Raw genomic sequence first — 22829 nt, 5'->3', positions numbered from 1 at the left:
CTCCTCACCCACGCCTTAGAAAAAGTAGGGCTTAAGCCCGCTCTAGCCACGCTTTTACAATCTCTTACTAAACCCCACGCTAGTGGGTGGGATTTTGTCAAATTGGGGGCGCATTGTCTCATCAACCAACACAGCCACAACCCAAGCCAAGAGAACCAAGAATACCGCTACATCGATATTGATTGCGTGGAAAAAGGCACGGGCAAAATCCATCTAAACCCCCCATAGCGGGCAACCAACTCCCCACAAGAGCGCGCCGTCTAGCCCCTAGTGATAGCGTGGTTATATCCAGCGTGCGCCCCTATCTTAAAGGTTTTGCCTACATTGAGGAGAGCATGCCAAACACCCTATTTTCTACGGGCTTTGCCATTTTACAGGGCAAAGAGGGCCTAAACTCTAAATTTCTCTACCTTTTGTTTATGTTCTCAGCGGATTTAATGCGCCAAATGGAGGAGCGCATGCCTAAAGCCTCTTACCCAAGCCTCAATACAGAGGACTTTAAAGAATTTAAAATCCCCCTCCCACCCCTAGAAGTGCAAGAGCAAATCACCCACACCACTGCCCACATCGAACAAGAACGCACCGCCCTAGAAAATACTATAAAGTCTTTAGAGGGACAACAAGAAGTCATCCTAAAAAAATATCTGAACCGAAACATATAGCTATGGCTACAAAGACCCAAGCAACCCCCAACTTCTGCTATAATCCCCCCATTATTTGACATAGGAGGTAACCATGCGACAAGCATTAGAAAAGTTAGAGCAAGAGATCAAGGCGGTTAAAAGGGCGGGGCGGTTGGCTAGGGGGGTGTTAGAGGAGGGCTCAAGCGTCAAAGAGGAGGCACAAGAGTTGCACGCTAAATTCAGTGCGTTAGTAGAAGCCTTGAGCCATTTAAGCCAAGCCCTAGACACGCATTACGCCAGCCTAGAGGATGACACTAAATTAGAACAAGCGTTGATCAGCCTAAAACGCATTAAGGCTAAATGTGCCACACCTTTAGCCAGCCTAGAGAGAGCCAGCACAGCTAAAGAGGTGTTGGAGCTTTTAGCTAGCTTAGAGCAAAGCGTGTTGGATTTAGAGGGGGTGCTAGCTAGTCTAAAAAGAACACCCCGCCTTAAATACTCCAGCCACCCCCAAAGCCACGCCTAAAGTGGCTAAAAAATATTGTCCTCAGAGCAAAGAGGAGCTGAAAAAATTAGTCGCCGATGAGAGCGTGCATTTAGGGGAGATTGATATTAGTCAGATTACGGATTTAAGTTTTGTGTTTTCTAATGGGGATACGGAATATGAAGATGATGAAACCGAATCCTTTGCACGCCGAGATTTTAAGGGACTGGAAGAGTGGGATGTATCGCATGTAACTAATATGGAGGACATGTTCTACAAAGCCACCCACTTCAACCATGATATTTCTAGCTGGAATGTGTCTAATGTCAAAAACATGCAGGCTATGTTTAGGCATGTAAAAACTTTAACCAGCCCTTGAATAGTTGGTATGTGTCTAGGGTAGAAAATATGAAGTGTTTGTTTGTGTGGTGTGAAAATTTTAACCAACCCCTAGAAAATTGGAATGTATCTCGAGTTGTGAATATGTGGGCTACATTTTCTGGTTGCACTAGCTTTAATCAGCCTTTAAATAACTGGGATGTGTCTAGAGTAGAAAATATGACAGCCTTGTTTGCTAATTGCAAGAGTTTTAACCAGCCTTTGAATCGTTGGGATGTGTCTGGGGCTGTGCGTATGAATCTAATGTTTTCTGGCTGTGAGAATTTTAACCAACCCCTAGAAAATTGGGATGTGTCTAGGGTTACAGACATGGGAAGCATGTTTGGGAGTTGCAAGAATTTTAATCAGCCTTTAAATAACTGGGATGTGTCTAGTGTGGAAGACATGGAGGGTATGTTTAGGGGTGTAAGAATTTCAATCAGTCTTTAGATGATTGGGATGTTACTGGCGTTAAAAACATGGCAGCGATGTTTGCTGGATGTGAAAATTTTAACCAACCATTAAACGATTGGAATGTGTCTAGTGTGAAAAACATGGAAAGCATGTTTCAGAATTGCTACACCTTCAACCAACCTCTAGATGATTGGGATGTGTCTAGAGTAGAGAACATGGAGAACATGTTTCAGAATTGCAAGAATTTTAACGGGTCTTTGGAGGATTGGGATGTGTCTAGAGTAGAGAACATGAAAGGGATGTTTTTTTATTGCGAGAACTTTAACCAGCCTTTAAGTGATTGGGACATGTCTAGTGTCAAAGATATTTCGTCGATGTTTTCGGGTTGCAAACGATTCAACCAGCCTTTAAGTGATTGGGACACTTCTAGCATTACAAGCATGTATAGCGTGTTTTGTGATTGCACTAATTTTAACCAACCCTTAGAGAACTGGGATACTTCTAATGTAGCGGGGATGAGCTATATGTTCCAAAATTGCATAAAGTTTTAACCAAAACCTAGACCGCTGGAAAGTCTCTAAGGTCGGAAATGTCGGAAACGCAACCCTTATGTTCTCCGGCTGTGATAGCCTAGCTAGACGCCCCCGCTGGTATCCAGACTAAACTAGCCCACTCAAGCCCTTACATTTTAGCTTTGTCTTGGGGGCTATGCCCCCAACTTTTGCTATAATCCCCCTTATGCAAAACTTTAAGAAGATTCTACTCATTGGATCGGGTCCCATTGTCATAGGGCAGGCGTGCGAATTTGACTACTCTTCTAGCATTGCCCTTAAAACGCTTAAAAATTTGGGCTATGAGGTGGTGTTGTTAAACTCAAATCCCATCACCATCAACACAGACAAAGCCCTAGCCTATAAAACCTACATTGAGCCTATCAACACGCACAATGTGCTTAAAATCGTCCAGCAGGAGGGCATCGAGGCGATTTTACCCACAATGGGGGGGCAGACGGCTCTTAATATCATGGTGGAGTTGCACCAACAAGGGCATTTTGAGGGGGCGCTAAAGCATGTTAAACTCTTAGGGGCAAAGATTGAGAGCATTTTAAAGGCGGAAGATAGGCGTGCGTTTAAAGAGTGCATGCTAGGCATTGGACTAGATTTACCCAAAGGGGGGTATGCCTACAGCGAAGAGGAGGCTTTAGCTGTGGTTAAAGAGGTGGGTTTTCCTTGTATTATTCGCTCTAGTTTTACTTTGGGCGGGGAGGGGAGCAGCGTTGCCTTTAACATTGAGGAGTTTAGAGACTTAGCCAAATTCGCCCTAGAGGCTTCGCCCATCAGCGAAATCCTCATTGAAGAGAGTTTGCTAGGCTGTAAAGAGTTTGAAATGGAGGTGGTGCGCGATTGCAAGGATAATTGCGTGATTGTGTGCTGTATTGAAAATGTCGATCCTATGGGCATACACACAGGCGATAGCATCACCATCGCCCCCGCTTTGACCTTGACAGATAAAGAATACCAACGCATGCGCGATGCCAGCTTTGCGGTTTTACGGGCGGTGGGCGTGGATACGGGGGGGGCGAATGTGCAATTTGCCATTAAAGATCGGCGTTTATTAGTCATTGAAATGAACCCTAGGGTTAGCCGCAGCTCAGCCCTAGCCAGCAAGGCAACCCTATTTCCCATCGCCAAAGTCGCCACGCTCTTAGCACTAGGGCACACCCTAGAGGAGATACAAAACGACATCACCCAAAGCACGACCTGTTTTGAGCCGACTTTAGATTACATCATCACCAAAATCCCGCATTTTGACTTTGAGAAATTCCCCCAAGTGGATACGACTTTAGGCACTTCTATGAAAAGCATCGGCGAGGTCATGGGCATCGGGGGGAGCTTTAAAGAAAGCCTAATGAAAGCCCTAGAGAGCGATTACCGCCTTAAAAACCTACGCCCCTTCTTAGAAAGCCCCCTAGATTTGGCGTTTTTAAAAAAGGAGCTACGCCGCCCTAACCCTAACAGGATTTTATACGCCATGCACGCCTTCGCCCAAAACTTAAGCGTAGATGAGGTGTATGCTCTAAGTTACCTTGACCCCTATTTTTTAAACGAGATACAAGAAATCGTGCAAGCCCTATTAGAGCTCAAAGAGGCGGATAAACAAGCTATTTTAAGCGACAAGTCCGCCTTATTTAGGCTTAAGAGCATGGGTTTAAGCGATTCACTCATTGCCAGCTTTTTAAGCGTGAGCGAGTCAGAGGTGCGCCAAGCTAGGGATACCCTAGACTTGCACCCTAAAATGTACCAAGTGGATTTGAGCGCAAACGAGTTTAAAAGCCCCACGCCCTACCTATACAGCACCTACGCCCCCTTTTTCCCAACCCACAACAACCCCCCCAAATCCACCCGCCAAAAGGTGATTTTAATTGGCTCAAGTGCGAATAAAATCGGGGTGGGCATGGAGTTTGACTACGCCTTGACGCATGCCAGCCTTGCGCTTAAGAAAATGGGGCTAAGCCCTATCATCATCAACAACAACCCAGAGACGATTAGCACCGACCACGACACCAGCGACACACTCTACTTTGAGCCCATCACTTTAGAGCATGTCCTAGAGATTGTTGCCCGCGAAAAAGCGCATTTAATGGGCGTGGTGGTGGGCTTTGGGGGGCAAACGCCCTTAAAAATCGCCAAAGACTTAGAAGCCCTGCACATCCCCCTGCTTGGCACCGCCTTTAAGAACATTGAAATTGCCGAAGAGCGGGATTTATGCCATAAACTTTTAGACCGCCTCAACATCGCCTACCCCAAAGGGCTATGTGCCAACTCCAAAGAACAAGCCCTAGAGTGTTTAGACCAGCTAGACTTGCCCCTAATCTTACGCCCCAGCTTTGTGTTAGGCGGGGCAAAAATGCGGATTTTACGCACCAAAGAGGAGTGTTTGGAGTACATAGAAAACTACAGCTTTGAAACTAGTTTGCTTATGGATAGCTTTTTAGAAGACGCTTTGGAGCTCGATGTAGATGCCATTTGCGACCAACAAAGCGTGTTTGTGTGTAGCGTTTTAGAGCACATTGAGCCCGCCGGTATCCACTCGGGCGATAGCACCTGCTTTATCCCCCCAAGTTTAAGCCCACAGGTTTTAGAAGAAGTCTATAGCCAAACGCAAAAAATCGCTTTGGGCTTGCAGGTGCTGGGCTTAGTCAATATCCAATTTGCTTATAAAAATAACCAACTCTTCGTGCTAGAGATCAACCCTAGATGCTCCCGCACCGTGCCCTTTGTGTCTAAGGCTTTAGGGCTAGACATTGCCGCAATGGCGATCGGGGTGATGGTGGGACAACACCTAGAGGACTTTAAGGGGCTAGAGAATAAAGGCGGAGGGTTATACTTAGCCAAGCCTTTAAACTATGTCTTTGTCAAAGAAAGCGTCTTCCCCTTTAATAAACTCTATGGGGCGGATTTGGTGCTAGGACCTGAAATGAAAAGCACGGGCGAAGTGGCGGGCGTGGGCTACACTTTAGCCGAAGCCTTTTATAAGTCCCAACTTGCCTGCAACAACCCCATCAAGCACAGCGGGCATGTCTTTGTGTCGCTCAAAGATGCCGACAAGCAAAGGGCAATGCCTTTAATGCGCGCCTTTGCTAGCCTAGGCTTTAAGCTCTACGCCACGACCGGGACGCATAAAGCCTTGCAAGCTGAGGGGCTAGAAAGCGTGCAGGTGCTTAAAATCTCTGAAGGCCGTCCCAATATCTCGGATTTTATGCTAAATCACGAGATCGACATGGCGATCAACACAAGCGACCGGGTGAGCGAAGATTCTAAAATCATCCGCATTCAGGTGCTCAAAAACAAAATCTCTTATTTCACCACACTAAAAGCTGTCGAAAAGGTGCTTTTAAGCCTGCTTGAGTACTCCAAATTCAAGCACAACCCCCCCGTGAGTTTGCAAGAGTTGCAAAAAGCTTAAGTTTAAAAGCTGGGCTTTGGGTGAGAATAAATTTTTATGCCAAAAGGGTTTAGGATTCTTTGGATTAGTCGTTTTTGTGTTTCCTAAGATATTCAATCACCTTTTTTTAAAAACTAAGGCTTCTTTGCCGTTTGTCATGCCGCCTAGCCCCACGGCGTAATGCCAAAAACCCGATTTCTTGGAAGTAAAAGGCGTGTTTAAAGCTAGTGAGGCTCTTGTTGCCGTTTTTGATTTTTTGCACACCACCCAACAGCCAACCACCCTTGCGGCCAAAAGGTTACAAAGGCACTTTATTGGCTTTGAAAAAAGTATTACCAAATCACCACAGAGAAGCTAGGGGCTGAAAACTTTGTTTCAAAACTAGAGGATGTTTGTGAGCTTTTATTAAAGAGATTGTTATTCAGGTTGAGGAAAACACCTTGAGGCAGTGCCTTTTGCGGCTCGAAAAAATACTTGCTAAGTGATTGAAGGGCGTGGCTGCCCCTACTTTAGTGCAACAACTCTATTTGCACGCCATAGAGCAAGTGGTCAAATAAGTGCCGGTGCTGGGTAGAGAAGTGGTATTGCGTGTGCACGAGTTGGCGGATTTGCTCGATCACCGCGCTATCCACAAGCAACACCATTAAAGTTTTGTCGTAGTGGGCGAGGGGGACTAGGGTTTTTTCTTTATAGATTTGGGGGCTGTCTATGGCTTTGTCAATGGTAAACAGCAAGACATTGCGTAGGTGCTCGGATCTTAAATGGTATGCGCTCAAAGCTTGGCTTAGGCGGTTGTAAAGGGCGAAGGTGAGTTGCCGTCTAGCGTTGAAATAGGCACTATCTCTAGCATCTTCAGGGGTTTTAGCACTAACATCGCTCACCCCATAGCCTATCAAAAAGTGTCTGCTTATGTGTATGGTGGTGGATTTGGTTTTAAAGGCTGGGGGGGGAGGTGGTGTGTGGGTCTGGACTTGGGGGTGGTTGAGGTTGTGGCTGTAGATGGGCTGGGGGCTGGGGGTGTGGTTGGGGCTTGGGCTCTGGTTTTGGGGGTTTTTGAACTTGTGGTCTAACGCGTCCATTTTGCGCTCGTTGGTGGCCACGGCGTTTTTAAGCTGCTCAATTTGTTGCTCTAGGGCGTGGTTTTCTTTGGCTTGCGCTTTGGCTTGTTTGTTGGGCTTCTCTTTTTTGTAGGGTGGGGGGGTGGTGTCGGGATCCGAGCTTTGGTACACACTACAACCCAAAAACACACCCCCGCACAACACCCCCGCTAAAATCGCTCTCTTTGACAAAGTGTCTCCTTGGCTTTAATAAAGAAACATTATAGCACAGACCAAAACATGCTAGAATAGGGGTTATTTTTGAAAGGAGTATTTGTGGGAAGCAAAGACACAAAAGATTTGGAACACCGCTGGGATTTGAGCGCGCTTTTTAAAGACCAAGACGCTTTAGATAAACACCTAGCTGCTTGGGATAAAAAAGTTGCTGATTTTGAGAAAAAGCATGCCGGGACTTTTGCCAGCATAGAGCCCGAAAAGTTTGGAGGTGTTTTAGCAGAGTATGAAAGTTTGAGCGAGGGCATTTCACGCGCCATGAGTTATGTCTTTTTGATTTTCTGTGTAGACGCTAAAAGGAGCGATTTATACGCAAAGTACCAACTTCTATGTGCGGACATGAGCAAGCATTTGCTCTTTGTGGAAAACGAGTTTTGCGCCCTAGAAAGCGAGAAACAAGAGGCGTTGATCTCTGCCACGCCCAAATACGCCTATTTCTTGCGCCTGCTCTTGCGCCAAAAGCCCCATATGCTGAGCCTGCCTGAAGAAAAGGTGCTTTTAGCCACTTGCGGCGTGGGCGTGGAGGCGTTTTCTAACTTGTTTGACCAAGTCATCACTTCTTTAAAAATGCCTTTTCAAAACAAAATGCTAAGCGAAGAGGAGATTTTATCCGAGCTGCATAACCCCGATCGCAAACTGCGTAAACAGGCGCAAAAGACCTTGACAAAGTCGCTAAAAAAGCAGGAGTTGGTGCTCACTTATGTCTTAAACATGGTGCGTAAAGACCTACACATTGACACCAAGTTGCGCCACTACGAAAAACCCGAAACCTTTCGGCATTTGAGCAACCAAATCCCACAGGCTAGCGTGGATAGCATGGTTGAGATCGTACAAGAGCACTACCCCCTAGTGCACCGCTACTACAAAAGCAAGGCAAAAATCTTAGGCCATAAACTCAAAGACCACGATCGCTACGCCCCCATTGAGTCCAAAGAAACCCCCTTAAGCTACAAGGAGGCCCTTGACTTGGTTTGTAAGGCTTACCAAGACTTTTCGCCTAAATTTTATGAGATCGTGAAACAAGGCATTGAGGGGGGCTGGGTGGATTCACACCCTAGAGCCGATAAAAGAGGCGGGGCGTTTAGCGACAGCACGGTGCCCAGCGCCCACCCCTTCGTGCTTTTAAACTTCACGGGTAATAGGCGCTCTGCCTTTACCATTGCCCACGAGTTCGGGCATATGATCCACCAGTCTTTAAGCCGCCAAGTGGGCTATTTAAACACCAACACCCCCCTAACCACCAGCGAAACCGCCTCTGTCTTTGGCGAAATGCTCTTGTTTGAGAATTTAAAGAAAGACTTAGACAAGAAAGAGCTTAGGGGCATTTATGCGGGCAAATTGGAGGACATTTTCTCCACTATGTTTAGGCAAGTGGTGATGACGAATTTTGAAAGGCGCATCCACCAATGCGGGGATCATTTTGAAGAGTTGAAGGCAAAAGACTTTGACAAAATTTGGCAAGAAGAGAATGAAAAAATGTTTGGCAAGAGTTTAAAGCTTAGCAAGAATTACGCCCGCTGGTGGAGCTACATCCCCCACTTCATCCATTCGCCCTTTTACTGCTACTCTTACAGCTACGGGCAGTTATTAGTCCTCGCCCTTTTTGGGCTTTACCGCTCGAAAAAAACGCCCAAAGAGAAACAAGAATTTGTGGACACCTACACCACCTTTTTAAGCAAGGGGGGCAGCCAAAGCCCTGAAGAGTTGGTGGGCATGTTTGGCTTTAACATCGCCGATAAAGAGTTTTGGCAAATTGGCATGCACGAAGTGGAGAAAATGCTGAAAGAATTTGAGGACTTGCTTTAATGGACATTTTGCAAAGATACAAGGCAATGACGAACCAACATTGCTTGGATTGTCTCGCCTTTTTGCACCAAACCCACACGCATTTTAGCGTCTTCTGTGCCCTAGAGCATGTGCACTTTGACCCCCCCCTGCCCGAAGAGCAGCGCGCCGACTTTGGGGCGTTTGTGCTCTTTGTGTTGGCTGGCTACACCTTTGAAAGCTTGAAGATCGTCAAAGACCCCGCCCATATCAGCTTTGAAGCGGGGCTGGGCGACAATTTTGAAACCACGGTGCGCATCGCTTTAGAGGGGATCGTGCAAATCATCGTCAAAGATAGAAACGACTCGAATGTCGTGCTGTTTAACCGCTGCGAGGGGCATATGATTTTTGCCGACAGCACCGCTGAAGCCCTGCAAAACTCTAAGGACGCGATTTTATCCGACCCTAGAAATCAAGAAGTCATCGCCACTTTACAGAGAGAACCTTAATGAGCCTACTCACCTTAAAAATCCGTGCCTTTAAATTCAACCCCGCTTGCGATTACAACCCCGCCTATGTGCTCTATAATGTGGGCTACAACCCCAAGGGGCGTTTAAGCGAGGTGCTAGAAAACATCCCTAATCTTGCCTACGACCCCGTGCATTTGGGGCTGAAGATCAACCAAATCGCTGTGTTTGAAAACTTAGAGATCGCCGAGCTGATCGCCCGCTTTGGCAAAGAATGGGTGCTTGAGCCTTTGTCCATCCCTTACGCTAAACAAGATTTGTTGTTGAATGAAGAGGCGTTATTAGAGCCTTATGCTAACTTCTTTAAAAGCACGCCTTTTTTAACCCAAGAAGAGAGAGCCGAGCTAGCCAAATACACCAACATCAACACCCTAACGCCCAAAGAACATGCGGGTTACTTTGGGGATGGATTTTTCTTGTATGCCAAGTGGCTGATGGAACGCTATCCACATAGAAGCCTTGAGATTTTAGGCAGCATTGCCGACAAGCAGCATGGCGTGATGCACTTTGTACCACTTAAGCACCGCATTTATCCTAAGAGCGATGCGCTAGACATAGAGATTTACAGCCTACAGCAAATGCTTTTAAATGGCTCTAAATGCCCGCTTGCCAACAATCCATGGGCGCACTTAGGCAACATTGCCTACAACTTCTCTAAGCCCGACATAAACAAGCAAGCCCCCTACTTGCTCTACACCGCCTACCCGCAGACCTACAACTTGGCCCCGCTGCTTGCAAGCACGCGCCTTTTATTGCAAAAGTTGCATTTAAACTTTGTGGAGTTGCCCTGTGTCTTTGATGGTGGGCATTGGGGGCGTTTGGCGGATTTAGAAAAATTTTTAACCGCCAACGCCTATAACCTTGCCCTAGCGCATAAAGTCGGGGGGGTTTTGCTGTGCGCTGACGAGGACGCTTACACAAACGCCACCTACGCCAAAGCCTTGCTAGATAGCGAGCCTAGCCTATTAGAAGCAGTGAATAACAACCTTGCCGCCTATGAATTGAGCTATAGCCAGCAGGCACAAGTGGTCTTTTTAAACGACTTGTTGGCAAAAGAGATCTTGCAGCTTGAGCCCCTAACCCCCTTTAAGGGCTTTAGTGCGGTGTGGTTTAAAGAGAGCGCACAAGAGCACCCCGCCCTCTTAAGGTGGCTGGATCTGCACACCCACAGCCCCCTATTTGCCAAAGAGTCCTACGCCCATTTGCTAGACATTGACAGCCAGATGGCACTTAAAGAGTCAGCGCGTATCCGCTATGCGGGCATTGATTTGGGTGCGGATTTTTTAATGGTGGATGCGCTCAGTCAGTTTCATATGTTTGACACCCTAGCCGAGCAAGGCTCAAACGCCTACCAAAGGGATCACGACCGCACAAGTGTGTTGTTCTTACCCCAGTTGATACTCTTAGCTTTAGGCGAAAGGGACATTAAAGCTTTGGGGCTAGAGAGCCATAAAAATGCCGTTAACTTCTTATAAAGGAGTGTGTTGAAAACAGGGCTAAAACTTTTCTTTGCAATGGTGCTAGGTTTGGCGTGGTATATCGTCAATGGCGAGACTTCGGGAGATATAGCCCTCATGATTTTCTTTTTTGTAGCTTTTTTATTGCTGACAAAGCCCATATCTTTCCAGCCCCCAGAAAAACGGGAGGACTACATACAACAACTCAAAAGGAGCTACGAGCGTAAAATGGACTTAAGAAAAAAACAGAAGGAAGAAAGACGACGTTTGAACCAAGCAGTCACGGAACGGGATTTTAAAAAACGCGACAATGCGAGTTTGCTTTGATGTTAGAAGTGGTGTTGGTTGTAGGCGTGGCTGTGGTGTTGATCTATTTATACTACACCTTGCAAGAGTATTTGAAAAACCCACTCAAAACTCTCCCCGAGCTTACAAAACAAGAGTTTAGCCCACCTGAGCCCCACGCCCTGCCCACGCCCCTAGAAGTGCTCAAAAGCAGCGAAGCGGGGTTGTTTGCCAACTTAATGGGGGTGTTTAGCAAACATATCAAAGAAACCCCTTTAAGCCAAGCCCTAAGCCAAGTGTTCTTGCAGGATTTAAGCCAAGTGCAAAACAAAGACTTAGACTTGCTCACAGGAATTTACAAAGAAGCCGATAGACCCCTTGAAGAACTCTGCCACGAGCTCTCTAACCTAGCGCATGGGGAGTATAAAAAACGGGTGAAGTGGGTGGAGCTCTTGTTTGTACTCGCTTACAGCGATGGGATACTTGGCGATCAAGAGAAAGAAGCCTTGCTAGACATAGGGGCGTTCTTAGGGTTAGAGAATGCGGATTTTAACCAACTTTACGAGGGCTTTGCAGGCTTGACATTTGAGCCATTAGAGAGCCTAGAGGTGGCGGACTTTGAGGGTTTTAAGGCACAGGTGCAAGAAAAGCATCTAAACCTGCTTGACCCCAAGAAATGGAATAAAAGCTACTTGCCCCAAGTTATGCTAGAGCTGTGGCAGTTTCTTAAAAATCCTCAAAAAGAGAGCGGATCATTCTAAAATAGTTTTATAAATAAAAAGAAAACATGCTAGAATACCCCTTAAATTTTTGATGAAGGGAGAGATGGCAGTGAAAAAAACCTTAGTTTTGTGCGCCTTGGCTTGCAGTGGCGTGGAGGGTTTAGAGTTTGGCGAAATGGGGGATACGAGTTTTGGCATGGGCGGGGCGGGCGTTGCTCTGGAAAACTCCGCTTGGGGGCTGTATTACAACCCTGCGTTGCTCGACATAGACGCACGCAGTAAGCTAGGCTATAGCTTTGGAGTCGGGGTGCGGGAGAAAAATATTTTGCCTTTGGCTTCTAATGCCCTGCAAGTTTTTAACCAAAGTGACACCATCGCCCAATCCTTACAAGGTCTCATGTCTAGCTCTACCCTACAAACCCTCGCAGATGGGGGCAGCATTAGTATAAACGCCAATCAAGGTCCAAATGAACGAACAATTGTCAATGCCGGCAACGCCCTTAAAGACTTTTTGAATTTAAATGGCTTGCATGTCGATTCGCAAAACGGCATCGTGGTGCAAATCCACCCCAAAATGAAAAAAATCAAGGGCGGGATTGGGACTTTTGGCATCGGCGTTTTTGCTAGCCTTTTTGCTGGGGCGAGCGCAGTGGTCGATCCACGCCACAACAAACTCATCTTCCCTTTTACTATAGACGGCAACAATGTTTACACCAGGGCACAAATCAACGCCAACAGCATCTCTTTTCAACAAAGCACCCAAAGTGCATATTTGAACTCTTCTTTGCTTTCCTCCAACGCCAACAACGCCGCAAGGGTGCAGGCTTTGGCGATTGGTTCAGTGCCTATTGGCTATGCCAAGGGTTTTGATTTAAAAAAAGCGGGGCGCATTTCTGTGGGTGTAACCTTTAGGTATCTTTACACCTTGAGCTATGGGCTTGGAATTTCTGGTAACGTGGACCAAGTCATCACCAAAGCCCAAAACTTATTTTCAAATTTTTCTTTCAGTATGCAGGACATGGTGCGCCAAAGCCACTTTGGGTTGGATTTGGGCGGGGCTTACCGCATTAAGGGTTTCACTCTAGGGCTTGTGGGTAAATATTTAAACGCCCCCAAAATCCGCTACGCCCATTTGCCCGACATGCGCATCGACCCACAAGTGCGCTTGGGGCTTGGTTATCGCTGGAAGTGGCTAAATTTGGCGATGGACTTTGACTTAACCTCAAATAAAATGCTCATGTTAGACAAGCGTAGCCAAATGATCGGGGGTGGGGTGATGTTTAACTGGAAGTGGTTTGCGCTCAAACTAGGGGCGATGGGCAATGTCGCCCAAGCGGGCTTGCACCAAGGGGTGATTTTAACGGGGGGTATCCGCTTGTTTAGGGTGTTGGATTTCTCTGTGCAATCGGGTTTACAAACTGTGGCTTTAGGAGGCTCAGCCGCAAGTGGAATCTTAGGCTCCCTAGCCGACATGAAACTACCTAACTACCTAGCCTTCCGTGTGGGCGGAGGTTGGGAGTGGTGATTTAGAGGGCTTGCACCACTTGCATGGTCGCCTTAGCAATCGCTAACTCTTCGTTTGTAGGCACTCTTAAAATGGGAAGCTTGCGTGCTTGGCTTAAAAGCGCAATCCCGGGGCGTGGGTTGCTATTGACCTCTTCATCTAAGAAAATGCCAAAGTTTTCAAGCTCGCTACACACGGCTTTACGCAAACGGGCGCAATTCTCTCCCACGCCTCCCGTGAAAATGATCGCATCCAATGCCCCCAGCACGAAGGCATAAGCCCCGACATATTTTTTAATGCGGTGGGCGTAAATGTCAAAGGCAAGTTTTGCCCGCTCATCTTTGGCATCGATGCGCTTTTCAATGGCGCGCATGTCGTTGTCCCCACAAAGCCCTTTTAATCCGCTCTCGTGGTTTAACATATGCACCACACCGGCGGTGTCCTTATTTGTAAGTTGCCCGATATAGCCGAGCAAGGCGGGGTCTAAATCCCCCGAGCGTGTGCCCATCACCAATCCCTCTAAGGGGGTGAGCCCCATAGAAGTTTCGACACTTTGCCCGTTTCTAATGGCACACACACTCGCCCCATTGCCAAGGTGCAAGGATATGGCGTTGAAATTGCGGTAAGGGATATGTAAAAAGCGTGCGGCTTCTTGGGCGACAAAGTTATGAGAAGTCCCATGAAAGCCATAACGGCGCAATTTATGCCGTTCGTAAAGCTCATAGGGCAAAGCATAGGTGAAAGCGTGGGGGGGGATTGTTTGGTGGTAAGCGGTGTCAAACACCGCCACTTGGGGCAGATTTGGCACCTGCTTTTGCATAGCTTTAATCCCGGCTAAGTGGGCGGGGTTATGCAAGGGAGCTAGGGGACACAAATCCTCCAAATGCCCGATCACCTCGGGCGTGATTAAAGTGGGCTTGATGAATAAATCCCCCCCTTGCACGACCCGATGCCCCACGCCATCAATGTGTTCCAAACTCTTTAAAACCCCCATCACTTGCAATTTTTCTTGCATTTTTAACAGCCCGTGGGCGTGGTCGGTAATGTGTAGGCTCTCGGTCTGGGAAGCCTTAGCACTCGTGCTGATACTAATTCTACCCTCAGGCTCGCCGATTTGCTCCAAAAGCCCCTTAGCAAGCACCATACGCTTTTCCATATTGAAAAGCTGAAACTTAATGGACGAACTGCCTAAATTTAACACTAAAATCCGCATTACAGCCCCTGCGCCTGAATGGCGGTGATGATGATTGTGTTGATCACATCTTCAACTAAACAGCCCCGACTCAAATCATTGACCGGCTTTTTAAGCCCTTGCAACACGGGACCTATGGCTAGGGTGTTGGCGCAGCGCTGCACGGCTTTATAGGTGATATTGCCTGCATCCAAATCGGGGAAGATGAAGGTATTTGCATGCCCGGCTACAAGGCTACCGGGCATTTTCTTAGAGCCCGTAGCCACATCCACGCTTGCATCAAATTGTAGCGGTCCATCTAGGGCTAAAGTGGCGTCCAGCTCTTTAGCAATCTGCACGGCTTTAGAAACTTTATCCACATCAGGACCCTTGCCCGAAGTGGCTGTGGAGTAAGAGAGCATGGCGACTTTAGGTTCAAAGCCAAAGGCTTTAGCAGTTTTGGCAGAAGCTAGGGCGATTTGGGCGAGTTCAGCGCTGTTGGGGTTAGGGTTGATTGCACAATCGCCAAAGACATACACTTTAGTGTCTAAACACATGAAAAACACGCTAGAAACTAAATTATTACCCGGGGCAAGTTTAATGATTTGCAAAGCCGGGCGCACGGTGTCGGCGGTGGTGTGTGTTGCGCCCGAAACCATGCCATCGGCATGCCCGAGATAGACAAGCATTGTGCCAAAGTAAGTGGGGGTTTTGACAAGCTTTTGCGCCTCTTCTAGACTTAAGCCCTTATTTTTGCGTAGCTCGTAAAGCGTGTTAGCAAAGGTGTCCAAATAGGCAGAAGTGCTAGGGTCTAAAATCAAAGTGTTTTGCAAATCAAGCCCTAAAGCCTCAGCATCCTTATGCACTTTGTCCTTTTCCCCAAGCAGAATTAACTTTGCCGCCTTTAATTGCAAAATCGCGTGCGCTGCCCTTAAAATCCGCACATCCCCACTCTCAGGCAGGACGATCGTTTTCACATCGCCCTTAGCCCGCTCTAAAATTTGGTGCTGAAACGCTAGGGGGCTTAAACAAGTGGGGGTCGCCTTTTCAAGGGCTTGGTAACTTTCTTTAGCTTGCTCGGGGGGCGTGTTTAAATCTAGGATTTCTGGGCTTACCTTGCCTTTGGCAAGGAATAGGGGGCAGAGTAGCCCGGCTTGTTGCCATGTGTGGGTGGCAAGTTTAGCTTCTTTTAGATCTTCTAGGGCTTGCACCACGATTAAATTTAAATGTCTTGCCAAATCCACATGTGCGTAGGGATAAAAGGCTTGCAAGGGGCTTAGATCGCCCACTAAAATATAATCGTGTGCGTCGCCTAAGGCGGTATAAAGGCTTAAAAGTTTGGTGAAAAACGCTTCCTTGTTCTCAGCGCACAATTCTAGGCATGCGCCGCCTAGTTGCTCCATAGGCTCAAAAATAGCCACGCTGTGTTGATGGTGTTTTAAAAGGGTTTGTAAAAACTCTAGGGCTGGGGCTTTTAAAGCCCGTGGAGCTACGACCAGAATACCTTTTGCCATGTTTCTCCTTTACGAAAGGGGCATTATAACCCATACATGTTAATAAGCCTAGTTACTAGGGGATTTGGTTCTTAAGAGTGTTACAAGCTGTAATGTTAAATCTTGGGGTGTGGCATTAGCATCTAGCTTTAAAGTCGCCATTTTTGCATAAAGCGGGCTTCTTTGGGTGTAAAGGGCGTGCAAACCCTCTTTATCTTTAAAGAGCGGGCGGGGGTTTGGATCGTTGAAAAGCCTTGTGTATAGGCTTTCAAAGTCTAGGGCCAGATAAATGATTGTGCCTTTTAAGGGGGTGTAAAGAGGCAGTCCGCCCCCTGTGGCGATGACTAAGGGGCTTGGCACTTGCTCTAAATTTGCCACTAAAGCCCTTTCTAGCTGCCTAAAATACGCCTCCCCCTTTTCTTTAAAAATCCGCTCAATGCTCAAATTCTCTTGTGTGGCGATTTGTAAATCCGTGTCTAAAAAGCGATAACCCAACACCTTAGCTAGACAAGCCCCTAAGGTGCTTTTGCCACAGCCCATAAAGCCGATGAGCCAAATTTTATTATTTAAAGAGAGTGGGTCCAGCATAGGGGGCGTTAGTCGCCATTTCAATTTCTAGTAAGCGGTTGTATTTAGCGGTGCGCTCCCCCCTTGTAGGCGCGCCCGTTTTAATCTGCCCTGTATTGAGCGCTACACTAAAGTCGGCAATAAAGCTATCCTCACTCTCTCCGCTCCTATGACTCATCACGCAAGCATAGCCCGACTTTTGTGCTAGGTGCATGGTTTGCATGGTCTGTGTCAAACTACCAATTTGGTTAGGCTTGATTAAAATGGCGTTAGCTAAATGCTTGTCTATACCCTCTTTTAAAAGTGTCGCATTGGTGACAAATAAATCATCACCAACTAACTGCACCTTATCGCCCAACTTTTGCGTGATTTCAGCCCAACCGCTGTAATCCTCCTCACCCAAAGCGTCCTCAATAGATACAATGGGGTATTTTTCTACAAGGTTTGCATAATACTCAATGAGTGCGCTAGCTTCTAGCTCTTTATTCTCCCCGGCTAGCACATAGTTACCATTAATGTTTAACAGCTCGCTACTGGCAATGTCTAAAGCTAGGGCAATTTGTTCGCCCGGCTTATACCCCGCCTTTTCAATGGCTTTTAATATCCACTCTAAAGGCTCGGTGTTGTCCTTAAAATCGGGGGCAAACCCGCCCTCATCGCCCACGCTGGTAGGTTGCTTGGCATCGGCAAGCATGGCTTTTAGCGTGTGATAAACCTCTACGCTTGCCCTGAGTGCTTCTTTAAAGCTCTCAAAGCCTAGGGGCATAATCATATACTCTTGAAAGTCTAGGCGGTTATTGGCATGCGCTCCGCCATTGATGATATTTAGCATGGGAGCGGGTAATAAGCTAGCATTTAGCCCACCTAAGTAGGCATAAAGGGGCAGGTTTAAAGAGCGTGCTGCCGCCCTTGCTAATGCCATAGACACACTAAGCACCGCATTCGCCCCTAAATGGCTGTAATTAGGCGTGCCGTCTAAATTTTGCGAGAGTTGATCTATCTTGGCTTGGTTATAGGGGCATTGCCCCACAAGGGCTTCTTGAATTTCTTGATTGACAAAGTTGCACGCCTTTAAAACCCCCTTGCCTAAAAATCGCCCCGGCTCTTTATCCCTAAGCTCTAGGGCTTCTTTTTTACCCGTGCTTGCCCCGCTTGGCACAATGGCGTGTCCCAAAAAGCCCCCACTAAGCTCTACTTGCGCCTTGAGCGTGGGGTTGCCCCGACTATCCAACACCTCATAAGCCTTTACCGATTCGATCTTCATATTTCTCCTTTAAAAGGGAACATGTTAGCAAAATAAAAGGGATTTAAAAAGCAGTTAGGTCGACTTAAGTGTGTTCATTGTGTTGCATATGTTACTTGACTTGGGATAGTGTGTGGGTCAAATTTGCTAGTGCGGACAACGCTATCCATATCGTTTAAGATTGCACTAGCCTCATGAGGATCTATCTTAGTTAACTCAGCAATGAAATCTAAAACATCTTTTCACAATGTTTATGCTGTGGGTTGCTCTAATTTGATCTCAGGGGTTTTAGGCGCAAGCGCATCATATAAGCTTTGTGGAGTTGGGTGAATATGAGCGGGGTATACAAGCCATCGATTGTATGCCATACCCAAGCTCATGTAACAAACGACTAAAACTATCATTTGCTTTTTCTAAATTGTCAAAGGACAGAGATTTGAGACTTTGGATTAACTCGTTTATCTATCATCTCTTCTAAGTGTGCCTTTAACCTTTTACCATTGGCATCATCCATCCAAAACACCCACTCTTTACATACAAAGCCGTGTAAGCTTGCATCTTTGTGTTCTTTGGAGTGATTTTCAAAGAAAGCTTTAGCTTTTTGTTTTGTTGTTGCCCCCCTCTCTTGTGTTTTAGCTTCTTGTTTCTGTGGAGTGCTTAGGGTGTTGATTTGTTCTTTAAGCGTTTCGATTTCTATGTCCTTAGCCTTTTGTGCGTAGTTTATAGAGTTAATTGATTCTGTGAGTCTTTTAAGTGTTTCTTGGGGTGTGCTGTTTTGATCTACATTGATGCCCAAGCTCTCGCAAAGAGTGTTTAAGTCTTTTATAGATGATGTCTAAAATTTCAGTTTTATTTTTTTCTAATTGAAACCTAGTTTCTATAGCCTTGAGCTTGTCTTGGGCTGTGAGTTTGTCATCTTGTTCTTTTGGCTCAATCAATACGCTGTAGATAGTGTCTAAGACGGTTTCTAGACTAGTTCTGGCGTTTTCGACTGTTTCTGCCTTGCTTGCTCGTTCTTTGAGCTTGTCAATGCTTTTTTCAAGGTGTTCTTTAGCATATTTAGGTGTTTGCCACTTACCTCCACCTGCCCACTCACAAAGTGCGGTTAAATTAGTTTTAAATTGTCTAATGCTCGCCCCAAGGCTCGCTAAACTCTCTTGCGCTGTGTCTTTGCTATCACCCGTCAAAGAGCAAAGGCTTTTAAAATCCTTTAGACGTTTTGCTTCTATCTGCTCGGTGTTTAAGCAATCCTTGTATTTAGTTTTAACTTCATCAGGGCTAAGGTAGTCCCGTATTGAGTCTTTGTAACATTTACCCTATCCTCTACCTATTTAGGGCTTAAGTGTTTTTTGTATTGTTTGGCGATGGCATTTATCTTGTCTTGCACTTGCTTGGAACTCAGATAGTCTTTGTATTGCTCTGCAACTTGTTCTGGGCTTAAGTAACTCTCGTATTTAGTCTTAACTTCATTGGGACTTAGATAATCCTCGTATTGGGTCTTTATGGCATTTATCTTATCCTCTACCTGCTCAAGACTTAGATAGTCTTTTATTGCGCTTGCACTTCATTAGGGCTTAGGTAACCCTCGTATTTCTTTTGTAACTCCCCATAGTCCGCTTTAGCTTGTTCATCTATCTTGGCAAGTTTGGTCTTTACTTCGGCAAAGATGAGTCTCTGCTGCTTCAATGCACTAACCGCCTTGTAAACCTTTTGCGGATAGAGTTTTAGCTCCCCAAGTTTGGCATTGACAGCAATCATGTGCTTGCGGACATTGCCACAAAGGGCTGTAAGCTCTTTAGTTGTAAGCTTCTTGTCTAAATGGAGTGGAGGATTTTTTGCTCTTGCTTTATCACGCTTGCAAGATCAACAATGGCTGTTTCTAGGTCTTGGTAGTTTTGCTTTAAAACTTTGTAAGCACTCTCTAGTCTTTGATTGTTTTGCTTGGCTTGCTCGTGTTTAGTTTTTAAAATATTGTGTTCTAGGCTATCGGCTTTGTAACGATGAAGGTTGTCGTTGATGCAATTTATCCATAGTCATACCTAGTTTCATAGACTTTCAAAATGTCTCTTTCGTTCTGTATTTCTATTTTAATTTGAGTGTTGAGAGAGCCTAACGCATCAAGCCCTATAATATTAGCTTGTCTTGCTATCTTATACACCACCTCTTTCATGTCATTCACAACTTTTTAATGCCCACCTTTTTCTTTCTCTATGAGCTGAGCGTAAGCTCTAGGCTCAATGCGTTTAGTCCCGCTATGCGTTTATCTACGCCTCTTTGCATGTGTAAAATCTCAGCGACTTCGCTTTGGATTTCTCTAAGGCGTTGGCGGTTTATGGTGTAAAAAACATTTTTGCCCGTGCGCTCATCAAGCATGAAAAATTCCATGTGGGCGTGGTGATTGATCTGCACTTTACCCTTATCATCTATATACCCCTCATTTCTATGGATAGCGATTTGGTAGCACTGAAAGCCGTATTTGTTTTTAAAATGTTTTGCTAGCCTTTCTAGGTTTTGCATGGTAATTGTGTCTTTGAGATTAACGACAGCACTCCATAAATAACGACTCACCCTTGCTTTAAAACCATTAAGGTGCCCTAAAACCCGCCTTTAAGGTTTTCTTTGTTTAGTATAGACACTAAGAGCATCGGCGTCGCCTTGGCTTTGGCATTGCTCTTGGGTGCGCTTGGCAGTGGTGAGCGCTGGTGTCCCGTATGTTTGTGGCGCAAAGTGACTCGTTTGATGATGGAAACCATCAGTATTCTAAATCAAATACAACACGACCATAAAGTGGTGTATATTTTTCTTACTCTGACGATGAAGAATGCGAGTATGGACAAATTGAGAGCTTCCATTGAGCATTTATCTCAATCATGGGATAGACTAACTCAAACTCCGCAATGGAAAGACAATATTTTAGGCTTTGTCCGCATCACTAGGTTTCTAGGTAACAAGATTTTTGCTCAAAAGTGTAATCCTCATTACCATTGTATTTTAGTTGTGTCCCCTAACTACTTTTCACATGGCTACATTAAACAAGCTGAGTGGGTGCAAATGTGGCATGAGGCTTTATGTGTAGATTATAATCCCATTGTGTTTGTGCAATCTGTTAAAAGCAACTTAGAATCTGTTTTGCTTCATTGTATGAAACCTACTAAGGTAACTAGACTCAACCAAGAGAGTTTTAGTATCTTAGACAATCAAGTAAGGGGTATTCGTCAATATAATAAGGGCGGATTAGTTGAACAATATAAACCACTTGTGTCTGATAATCTTGACTCTAGCCTATGGGAAAAAATTGAGAATGGATTTTATGAATGGTATGATGAAACTTATTTATTGAAGGTTAGAGATGTTATAGGCTATTTATCTAAGCACTTACAGCCTCCACGGCGTATTTGAGCGGTGCGCTATGTGTAAGCTTGCGAACTTTTGGAGACACGGGGCGCGCTATGCACTATAAACCTATAGCGTAGACTGCGCAAGTTCCGTTGTTATAGTGCGCTCTATGGGTTAAGTAAACCCAAACCCAAAAAAGTATGTGCGCCATGTATTCTGCGGTCAATCAGTGGTGAAGTGTCCACCCGCTAAAGACGAGTGGGATTTCTGCCAATAAGATCAAAACGCTTATGAGTTTTAACATGGCGTTCTAACGCTCCATGGCTCGCAGAGCTTTCATGGCATTTTCGTTGCCAAAATCTACAGCTTTTCGCAGAAAAGTTTTAGCCTTACCTAATCCCCGTTTCTTGTAGATCATGCCCATGTTATAGAGTGTTTGGGCAACAAGGTTTTTGAGCATGGGGGCATTGGTAAATTCAGCTACTCTTAAATTTTTTACTTGAGCGTATCTAAAATAGATTAGAGGAATTGTAATTATGGTGAAAGCAGTGAGACCGCCAAAGATGATTAGTCCATATCCTCTAAAGCTTTTTTAAAGCGGCTGTGGGGGATTGCAGAGTATTTAGACTTGTGTCTGCACACCAAGCTCAGTCTCATTTAAAACCAATCGTATTACAATTACCCTAACTCACTTGAGAAAGGGTTTCTCTTTCTAGGACTAGCTACCCTACGGCGGTTTTTGCAAGTTGGGAATGTTAATCAATCACTTCGCGTTTGAGTTTGTCCTTAATGGTCTTTGACACTTCATCGCTCACTTGGGCAATCTTGGTTTGTCTGCGCTTTACATCAAAGGCTCTAATTTGGCGCAGTAAAGCGATCTGTTCTGTGTTTTTGCTGTCTTTGAAACGGTGGGTGATAGTAGGCATATTGCTTTTTTGAATTTGGCTACTAAGGGGGATGCCTAAAAACAATCTAGCAACAACATCTTTAACACTAACATAGGGTGTGTAAAACTTGCCGATTTGCCATAAACCTCATGCCCCACATTATAGTCGATACGAATACAATAGATACGAATACAATAAACATTTTTAACATAGGTCTTTTTAGCGACTTTGTTCTGTATTTTTCTTCTGCGCATCCACTCATCTCATCAAAAAGTTTGTCCACTATCTTCTTCAAAATTTAAGACATATCAAAAGTAGAATATTTTAGTCAATAAAGTACGGTTTTAGGGGATTGTGGAAACGAAAAATACAAGACAGACAGAAAGCGCATTGTGGTTCACGGACCTTATACTAACCTACTCCTAGTGAGGATTTTTTGACTTGCCAATACAGAGTTGCCCCACTTTTGAGTATGGCGATGCATGTCGCTTCTTTTCTAAACTCTGCCTCCAATTTTTCAAAGTTCTCTCATCTATACTTCTTGATGCTTGTTATGCTAAACTCCATAGTAATCAAAATCACATAGAAACCGAAAATGAAAAATTATGTCGTTTCAGATCTGCACTTCTTTCATAAAAATATCATTAAGTATTCAGCACTCCCTTTTGAATCTGTAGAAGAGCTCAATCGAGAATGGA

General features: G+C 45.5%; 24 protein-coding genes. 14 read left to right on the top strand and 10 right to left on the bottom strand.

Features of this window, described 5'->3' with window-relative positions; genetic code table 11:
- Positions 1 to 102 precede the first annotated feature (102 nt).
- From K6J74_RS08455 to carB, 7 genes are all read left to right on the top strand, one after another.
- The gene (locus K6J74_RS08455; protein ID WP_260321673.1) at positions 103 to 228 is read left to right on the top strand and encodes a hypothetical protein; all 126 of its coding nucleotides are present in this window, start codon (positions 103 to 105) and stop codon (positions 226 to 228) included.
- A complete protein-coding gene (locus tag K6J74_RS02745) occupies positions 183 to 662 on the top strand; it encodes a restriction endonuclease subunit S (RefSeq protein WP_221272353.1) in 480 nt (159 codons plus the stop codon). Before K6J74_RS08455 ends, K6J74_RS02745 begins: the two co-directional genes overlap by 46 nt.
- Before the next feature lie 73 nt (positions 663 to 735).
- Entirely contained in the window at positions 736 to 1149 is a 414-nt protein-coding gene (locus tag K6J74_RS08450; protein ID WP_260321672.1) for a hypothetical protein, read from the top strand.
- A 1-nt stretch (position 1150) separates the two neighbouring features.
- The gene (locus K6J74_RS08445; protein WP_260321671.1) at positions 1151 to 1486 is read left to right on the top strand and encodes a BspA family leucine-rich repeat surface protein; all 336 of its coding nucleotides are present in this window, start codon (positions 1151 to 1153) and stop codon (positions 1484 to 1486) included.
- A gap of 29 nt (positions 1487 to 1515) precedes the next feature.
- The gene (locus tag K6J74_RS08440) at positions 1516 to 1935 is read left to right on the top strand and encodes a BspA family leucine-rich repeat surface protein (RefSeq protein ID WP_260321670.1); all 420 of its coding nucleotides are present in this window, start codon (positions 1516 to 1518) and stop codon (positions 1933 to 1935) included.
- A gap of 29 nt (positions 1936 to 1964) precedes the next feature.
- Positions 1965 to 2450, top strand: coding sequence for a BspA family leucine-rich repeat surface protein (locus K6J74_RS02735; protein ID WP_260321669.1), 486 nt, complete (start codon positions 1965 to 1967; stop codon positions 2448 to 2450).
- Positions 2451 to 2628: 178 nt separating this feature from the next.
- A complete protein-coding gene (gene carB / locus K6J74_RS02730; protein ID WP_430886789.1) occupies positions 2629 to 5865 on the top strand; it encodes a carbamoyl-phosphate synthase large subunit in 3237 nt (1078 codons plus the stop codon).
- 106 nt (positions 5866 to 5971) lie between these two features.
- On the opposite strand, the gene K6J74_RS08435 is transcribed toward carB, so the two are convergent.
- Complete coding sequence (locus tag K6J74_RS08435) at positions 5972 to 6115, bottom strand: hypothetical protein (protein ID WP_260321668.1); 144 nt, start codon at positions 6113 to 6115, stop codon at positions 5972 to 5974.
- A gap of 238 nt (positions 6116 to 6353) precedes the next feature.
- Complete coding sequence (locus K6J74_RS02720) at positions 6354 to 7133, bottom strand: hypothetical protein (RefSeq protein ID WP_260321667.1); 780 nt, start codon at positions 7131 to 7133, stop codon at positions 6354 to 6356.
- Positions 7134 to 7217: 84 nt separating this feature from the next.
- Between K6J74_RS02720 and K6J74_RS02715 the strand changes: the two genes are divergently transcribed.
- The 6 genes from K6J74_RS02715 to traF all read left to right on the top strand — a co-directional run bounded on the left by K6J74_RS02715 (position 7218) and on the right by traF (position 13455).
- Entirely contained in the window at positions 7218 to 8981 is a 1764-nt protein-coding gene (locus tag K6J74_RS02715) for a M3 family oligoendopeptidase (RefSeq protein ID WP_260321666.1), read from the top strand.
- A complete protein-coding gene (locus K6J74_RS02710; protein ID WP_221272351.1) occupies positions 8981 to 9448 on the top strand; it encodes a hypothetical protein in 468 nt (155 codons plus the stop codon). The genes K6J74_RS02715 and K6J74_RS02710 overlap by 1 nt, the downstream gene beginning before the upstream one ends.
- Positions 9448 to 10941: a DUF5644 domain-containing protein gene (locus tag K6J74_RS02705; protein WP_221272350.1), complete on the top strand. Its 1494-nt coding sequence runs from the start codon at positions 9448 to 9450 to the stop codon at positions 10939 to 10941. Before K6J74_RS02710 ends, K6J74_RS02705 begins: the two co-directional genes overlap by 1 nt.
- 9 nt (positions 10942 to 10950) lie before the next feature.
- Positions 10951 to 11250: a hypothetical protein gene (locus tag K6J74_RS02700; RefSeq protein WP_221272349.1), complete on the top strand. Its 300-nt coding sequence runs from the start codon at positions 10951 to 10953 to the stop codon at positions 11248 to 11250.
- Positions 11250 to 11969: a TerB family tellurite resistance protein gene (locus K6J74_RS02695; protein ID WP_221272348.1), complete on the top strand. Its 720-nt coding sequence runs from the start codon at positions 11250 to 11252 to the stop codon at positions 11967 to 11969. Before K6J74_RS02700 ends, K6J74_RS02695 begins: the two co-directional genes overlap by 1 nt.
- A gap of 64 nt (positions 11970 to 12033) precedes the next feature.
- Positions 12034 to 13455, top strand: coding sequence for a conjugal transfer protein TraF (gene traF, locus K6J74_RS02690; RefSeq protein WP_221272347.1), 1422 nt, complete (start codon positions 12034 to 12036; stop codon positions 13453 to 13455).
- A 1-nt stretch (position 13456) separates the two neighbouring features.
- On the opposite strand, the gene K6J74_RS02685 is transcribed toward traF, so the two are convergent.
- From K6J74_RS02685 to K6J74_RS02655, 7 genes are all read right to left on the bottom strand, one after another.
- Positions 13457 to 14647, bottom strand: coding sequence for an acetate kinase (locus K6J74_RS02685; RefSeq protein ID WP_221272346.1), 1191 nt, complete (start codon positions 14645 to 14647; stop codon positions 13457 to 13459).
- Positions 14647 to 16119, bottom strand: a complete 1473-nt coding sequence (gene pta, locus K6J74_RS02680; protein WP_221272345.1) for a phosphate acetyltransferase — start codon at positions 16117 to 16119, stop codon at positions 14647 to 14649. The genes K6J74_RS02685 and pta overlap by 1 nt, the downstream gene beginning before the upstream one ends.
- 48 nt (positions 16120 to 16167) lie before the next feature.
- Positions 16168 to 16686 (bottom strand): shikimate kinase, encoded by a 519-nt coding sequence (locus K6J74_RS02675; protein ID WP_221272344.1) that lies wholly within the window; start codon positions 16684 to 16686, stop codon positions 16168 to 16170.
- A complete protein-coding gene (gene eno / locus K6J74_RS02670) occupies positions 16661 to 17929 on the bottom strand; it encodes a phosphopyruvate hydratase (protein WP_221272343.1) in 1269 nt (422 codons plus the stop codon). Before eno ends, K6J74_RS02675 begins: the two co-directional genes overlap by 26 nt.
- Positions 17930 to 18657: 728 nt before the next feature.
- A complete protein-coding gene (locus K6J74_RS02665; RefSeq protein WP_221272342.1) occupies positions 18658 to 19095 on the bottom strand; it encodes a hypothetical protein in 438 nt (145 codons plus the stop codon).
- A 361-nt stretch (positions 19096 to 19456) separates the two neighbouring features.
- Entirely contained in the window at positions 19457 to 19666 is a 210-nt protein-coding gene (locus tag K6J74_RS02660; protein WP_221272341.1) for a hypothetical protein, read from the bottom strand.
- Positions 19667 to 20116: 450 nt separating this feature from the next.
- Positions 20117 to 20476: a hypothetical protein gene (locus K6J74_RS02655; RefSeq protein ID WP_221272340.1), complete on the bottom strand. Its 360-nt coding sequence runs from the start codon at positions 20474 to 20476 to the stop codon at positions 20117 to 20119.
- A gap of 51 nt (positions 20477 to 20527) precedes the next feature.
- On the opposite strand from K6J74_RS02655, the gene K6J74_RS02650 reads away from it, so the two are divergent.
- A complete protein-coding gene (locus K6J74_RS02650; RefSeq protein WP_221272339.1) occupies positions 20528 to 21307 on the top strand; it encodes a protein rep in 780 nt (259 codons plus the stop codon).
- A 692-nt stretch (positions 21308 to 21999) separates the two neighbouring features.
- Here the strand turns inward: K6J74_RS02650 and K6J74_RS02645 are convergent.
- A complete protein-coding gene (locus tag K6J74_RS02645) occupies positions 22000 to 22170 on the bottom strand; it encodes a hypothetical protein (RefSeq protein ID WP_221272338.1) in 171 nt (56 codons plus the stop codon).
- Positions 22171 to 22829: the final 659 nt, after the last annotated feature.

It is taken from the genome of Helicobacter sp. NHP19-012, assembly GCF_019703325.1.
Lineage (GTDB): Bacteria > Campylobacterota > Campylobacteria > Campylobacterales > Helicobacteraceae > Helicobacter > Helicobacter gastrofelis.
Note: the sequence above shows the minus strand (reverse complement) of the source record. Positions and strands in the feature narration are given on the sequence as shown.

What these genes read in the sequence shown, in the direction of transcription:
- traF (WP_221272347.1), top strand. Translation starts at nt 12,034, where the DNA reads ATGGCAGTGAAAAAAACCTTAGTTTTGTGCGCCTTGGCTTGCAGTGGC.
- K6J74_RS02685 (WP_221272346.1), bottom strand. Translation starts at nt 14,647, where the DNA reads ATGCGGATTTTAGTGTTAAATTTAGGCAGTTCGTCCATTAAGTTTCAG.
- K6J74_RS02660 (WP_221272341.1), bottom strand. Translation starts at nt 19,666, where the DNA reads ATGATTGCTGTCAATGCCAAACTTGGGGAGCTAAAACTCTATCCGCAA.
- K6J74_RS02675 (WP_221272344.1), bottom strand. Translation starts at nt 16,686, where the DNA reads ATGCTGGACCCACTCTCTTTAAATAATAAAATTTGGCTCATCGGCTTT.
- K6J74_RS08440 (WP_260321670.1), top strand. Translation starts at nt 1,516, where the DNA reads ATGAAGTGTTTGTTTGTGTGGTGTGAAAATTTTAACCAACCCCTAGAA.
- K6J74_RS08450 (WP_260321672.1), top strand. Translation starts at nt 736, where the DNA reads ATGCGACAAGCATTAGAAAAGTTAGAGCAAGAGATCAAGGCGGTTAAA.
- K6J74_RS02710 (WP_221272351.1), top strand. Translation starts at nt 8,981, where the DNA reads ATGGACATTTTGCAAAGATACAAGGCAATGACGAACCAACATTGCTTG.
- eno (WP_221272343.1), bottom strand. Translation starts at nt 17,929, where the DNA reads ATGAAGATCGAATCGGTAAAGGCTTATGAGGTGTTGGATAGTCGGGGC.
- pta (WP_221272345.1), bottom strand. Translation starts at nt 16,119, where the DNA reads ATGGCAAAAGGTATTCTGGTCGTAGCTCCACGGGCTTTAAAAGCCCCA.
- K6J74_RS02645 (WP_221272338.1), bottom strand. Translation starts at nt 22,170, where the DNA reads ATGCCTACTATCACCCACCGTTTCAAAGACAGCAAAAACACAGAACAG.
- K6J74_RS02735 (WP_260321669.1), top strand. Translation starts at nt 1,965, where the DNA reads ATGGCAGCGATGTTTGCTGGATGTGAAAATTTTAACCAACCATTAAAC.
- K6J74_RS02695 (WP_221272348.1), top strand. Translation starts at nt 11,250, where the DNA reads ATGTTAGAAGTGGTGTTGGTTGTAGGCGTGGCTGTGGTGTTGATCTAT.
- K6J74_RS02705 (WP_221272350.1), top strand. Translation starts at nt 9,448, where the DNA reads ATGAGCCTACTCACCTTAAAAATCCGTGCCTTTAAATTCAACCCCGCT.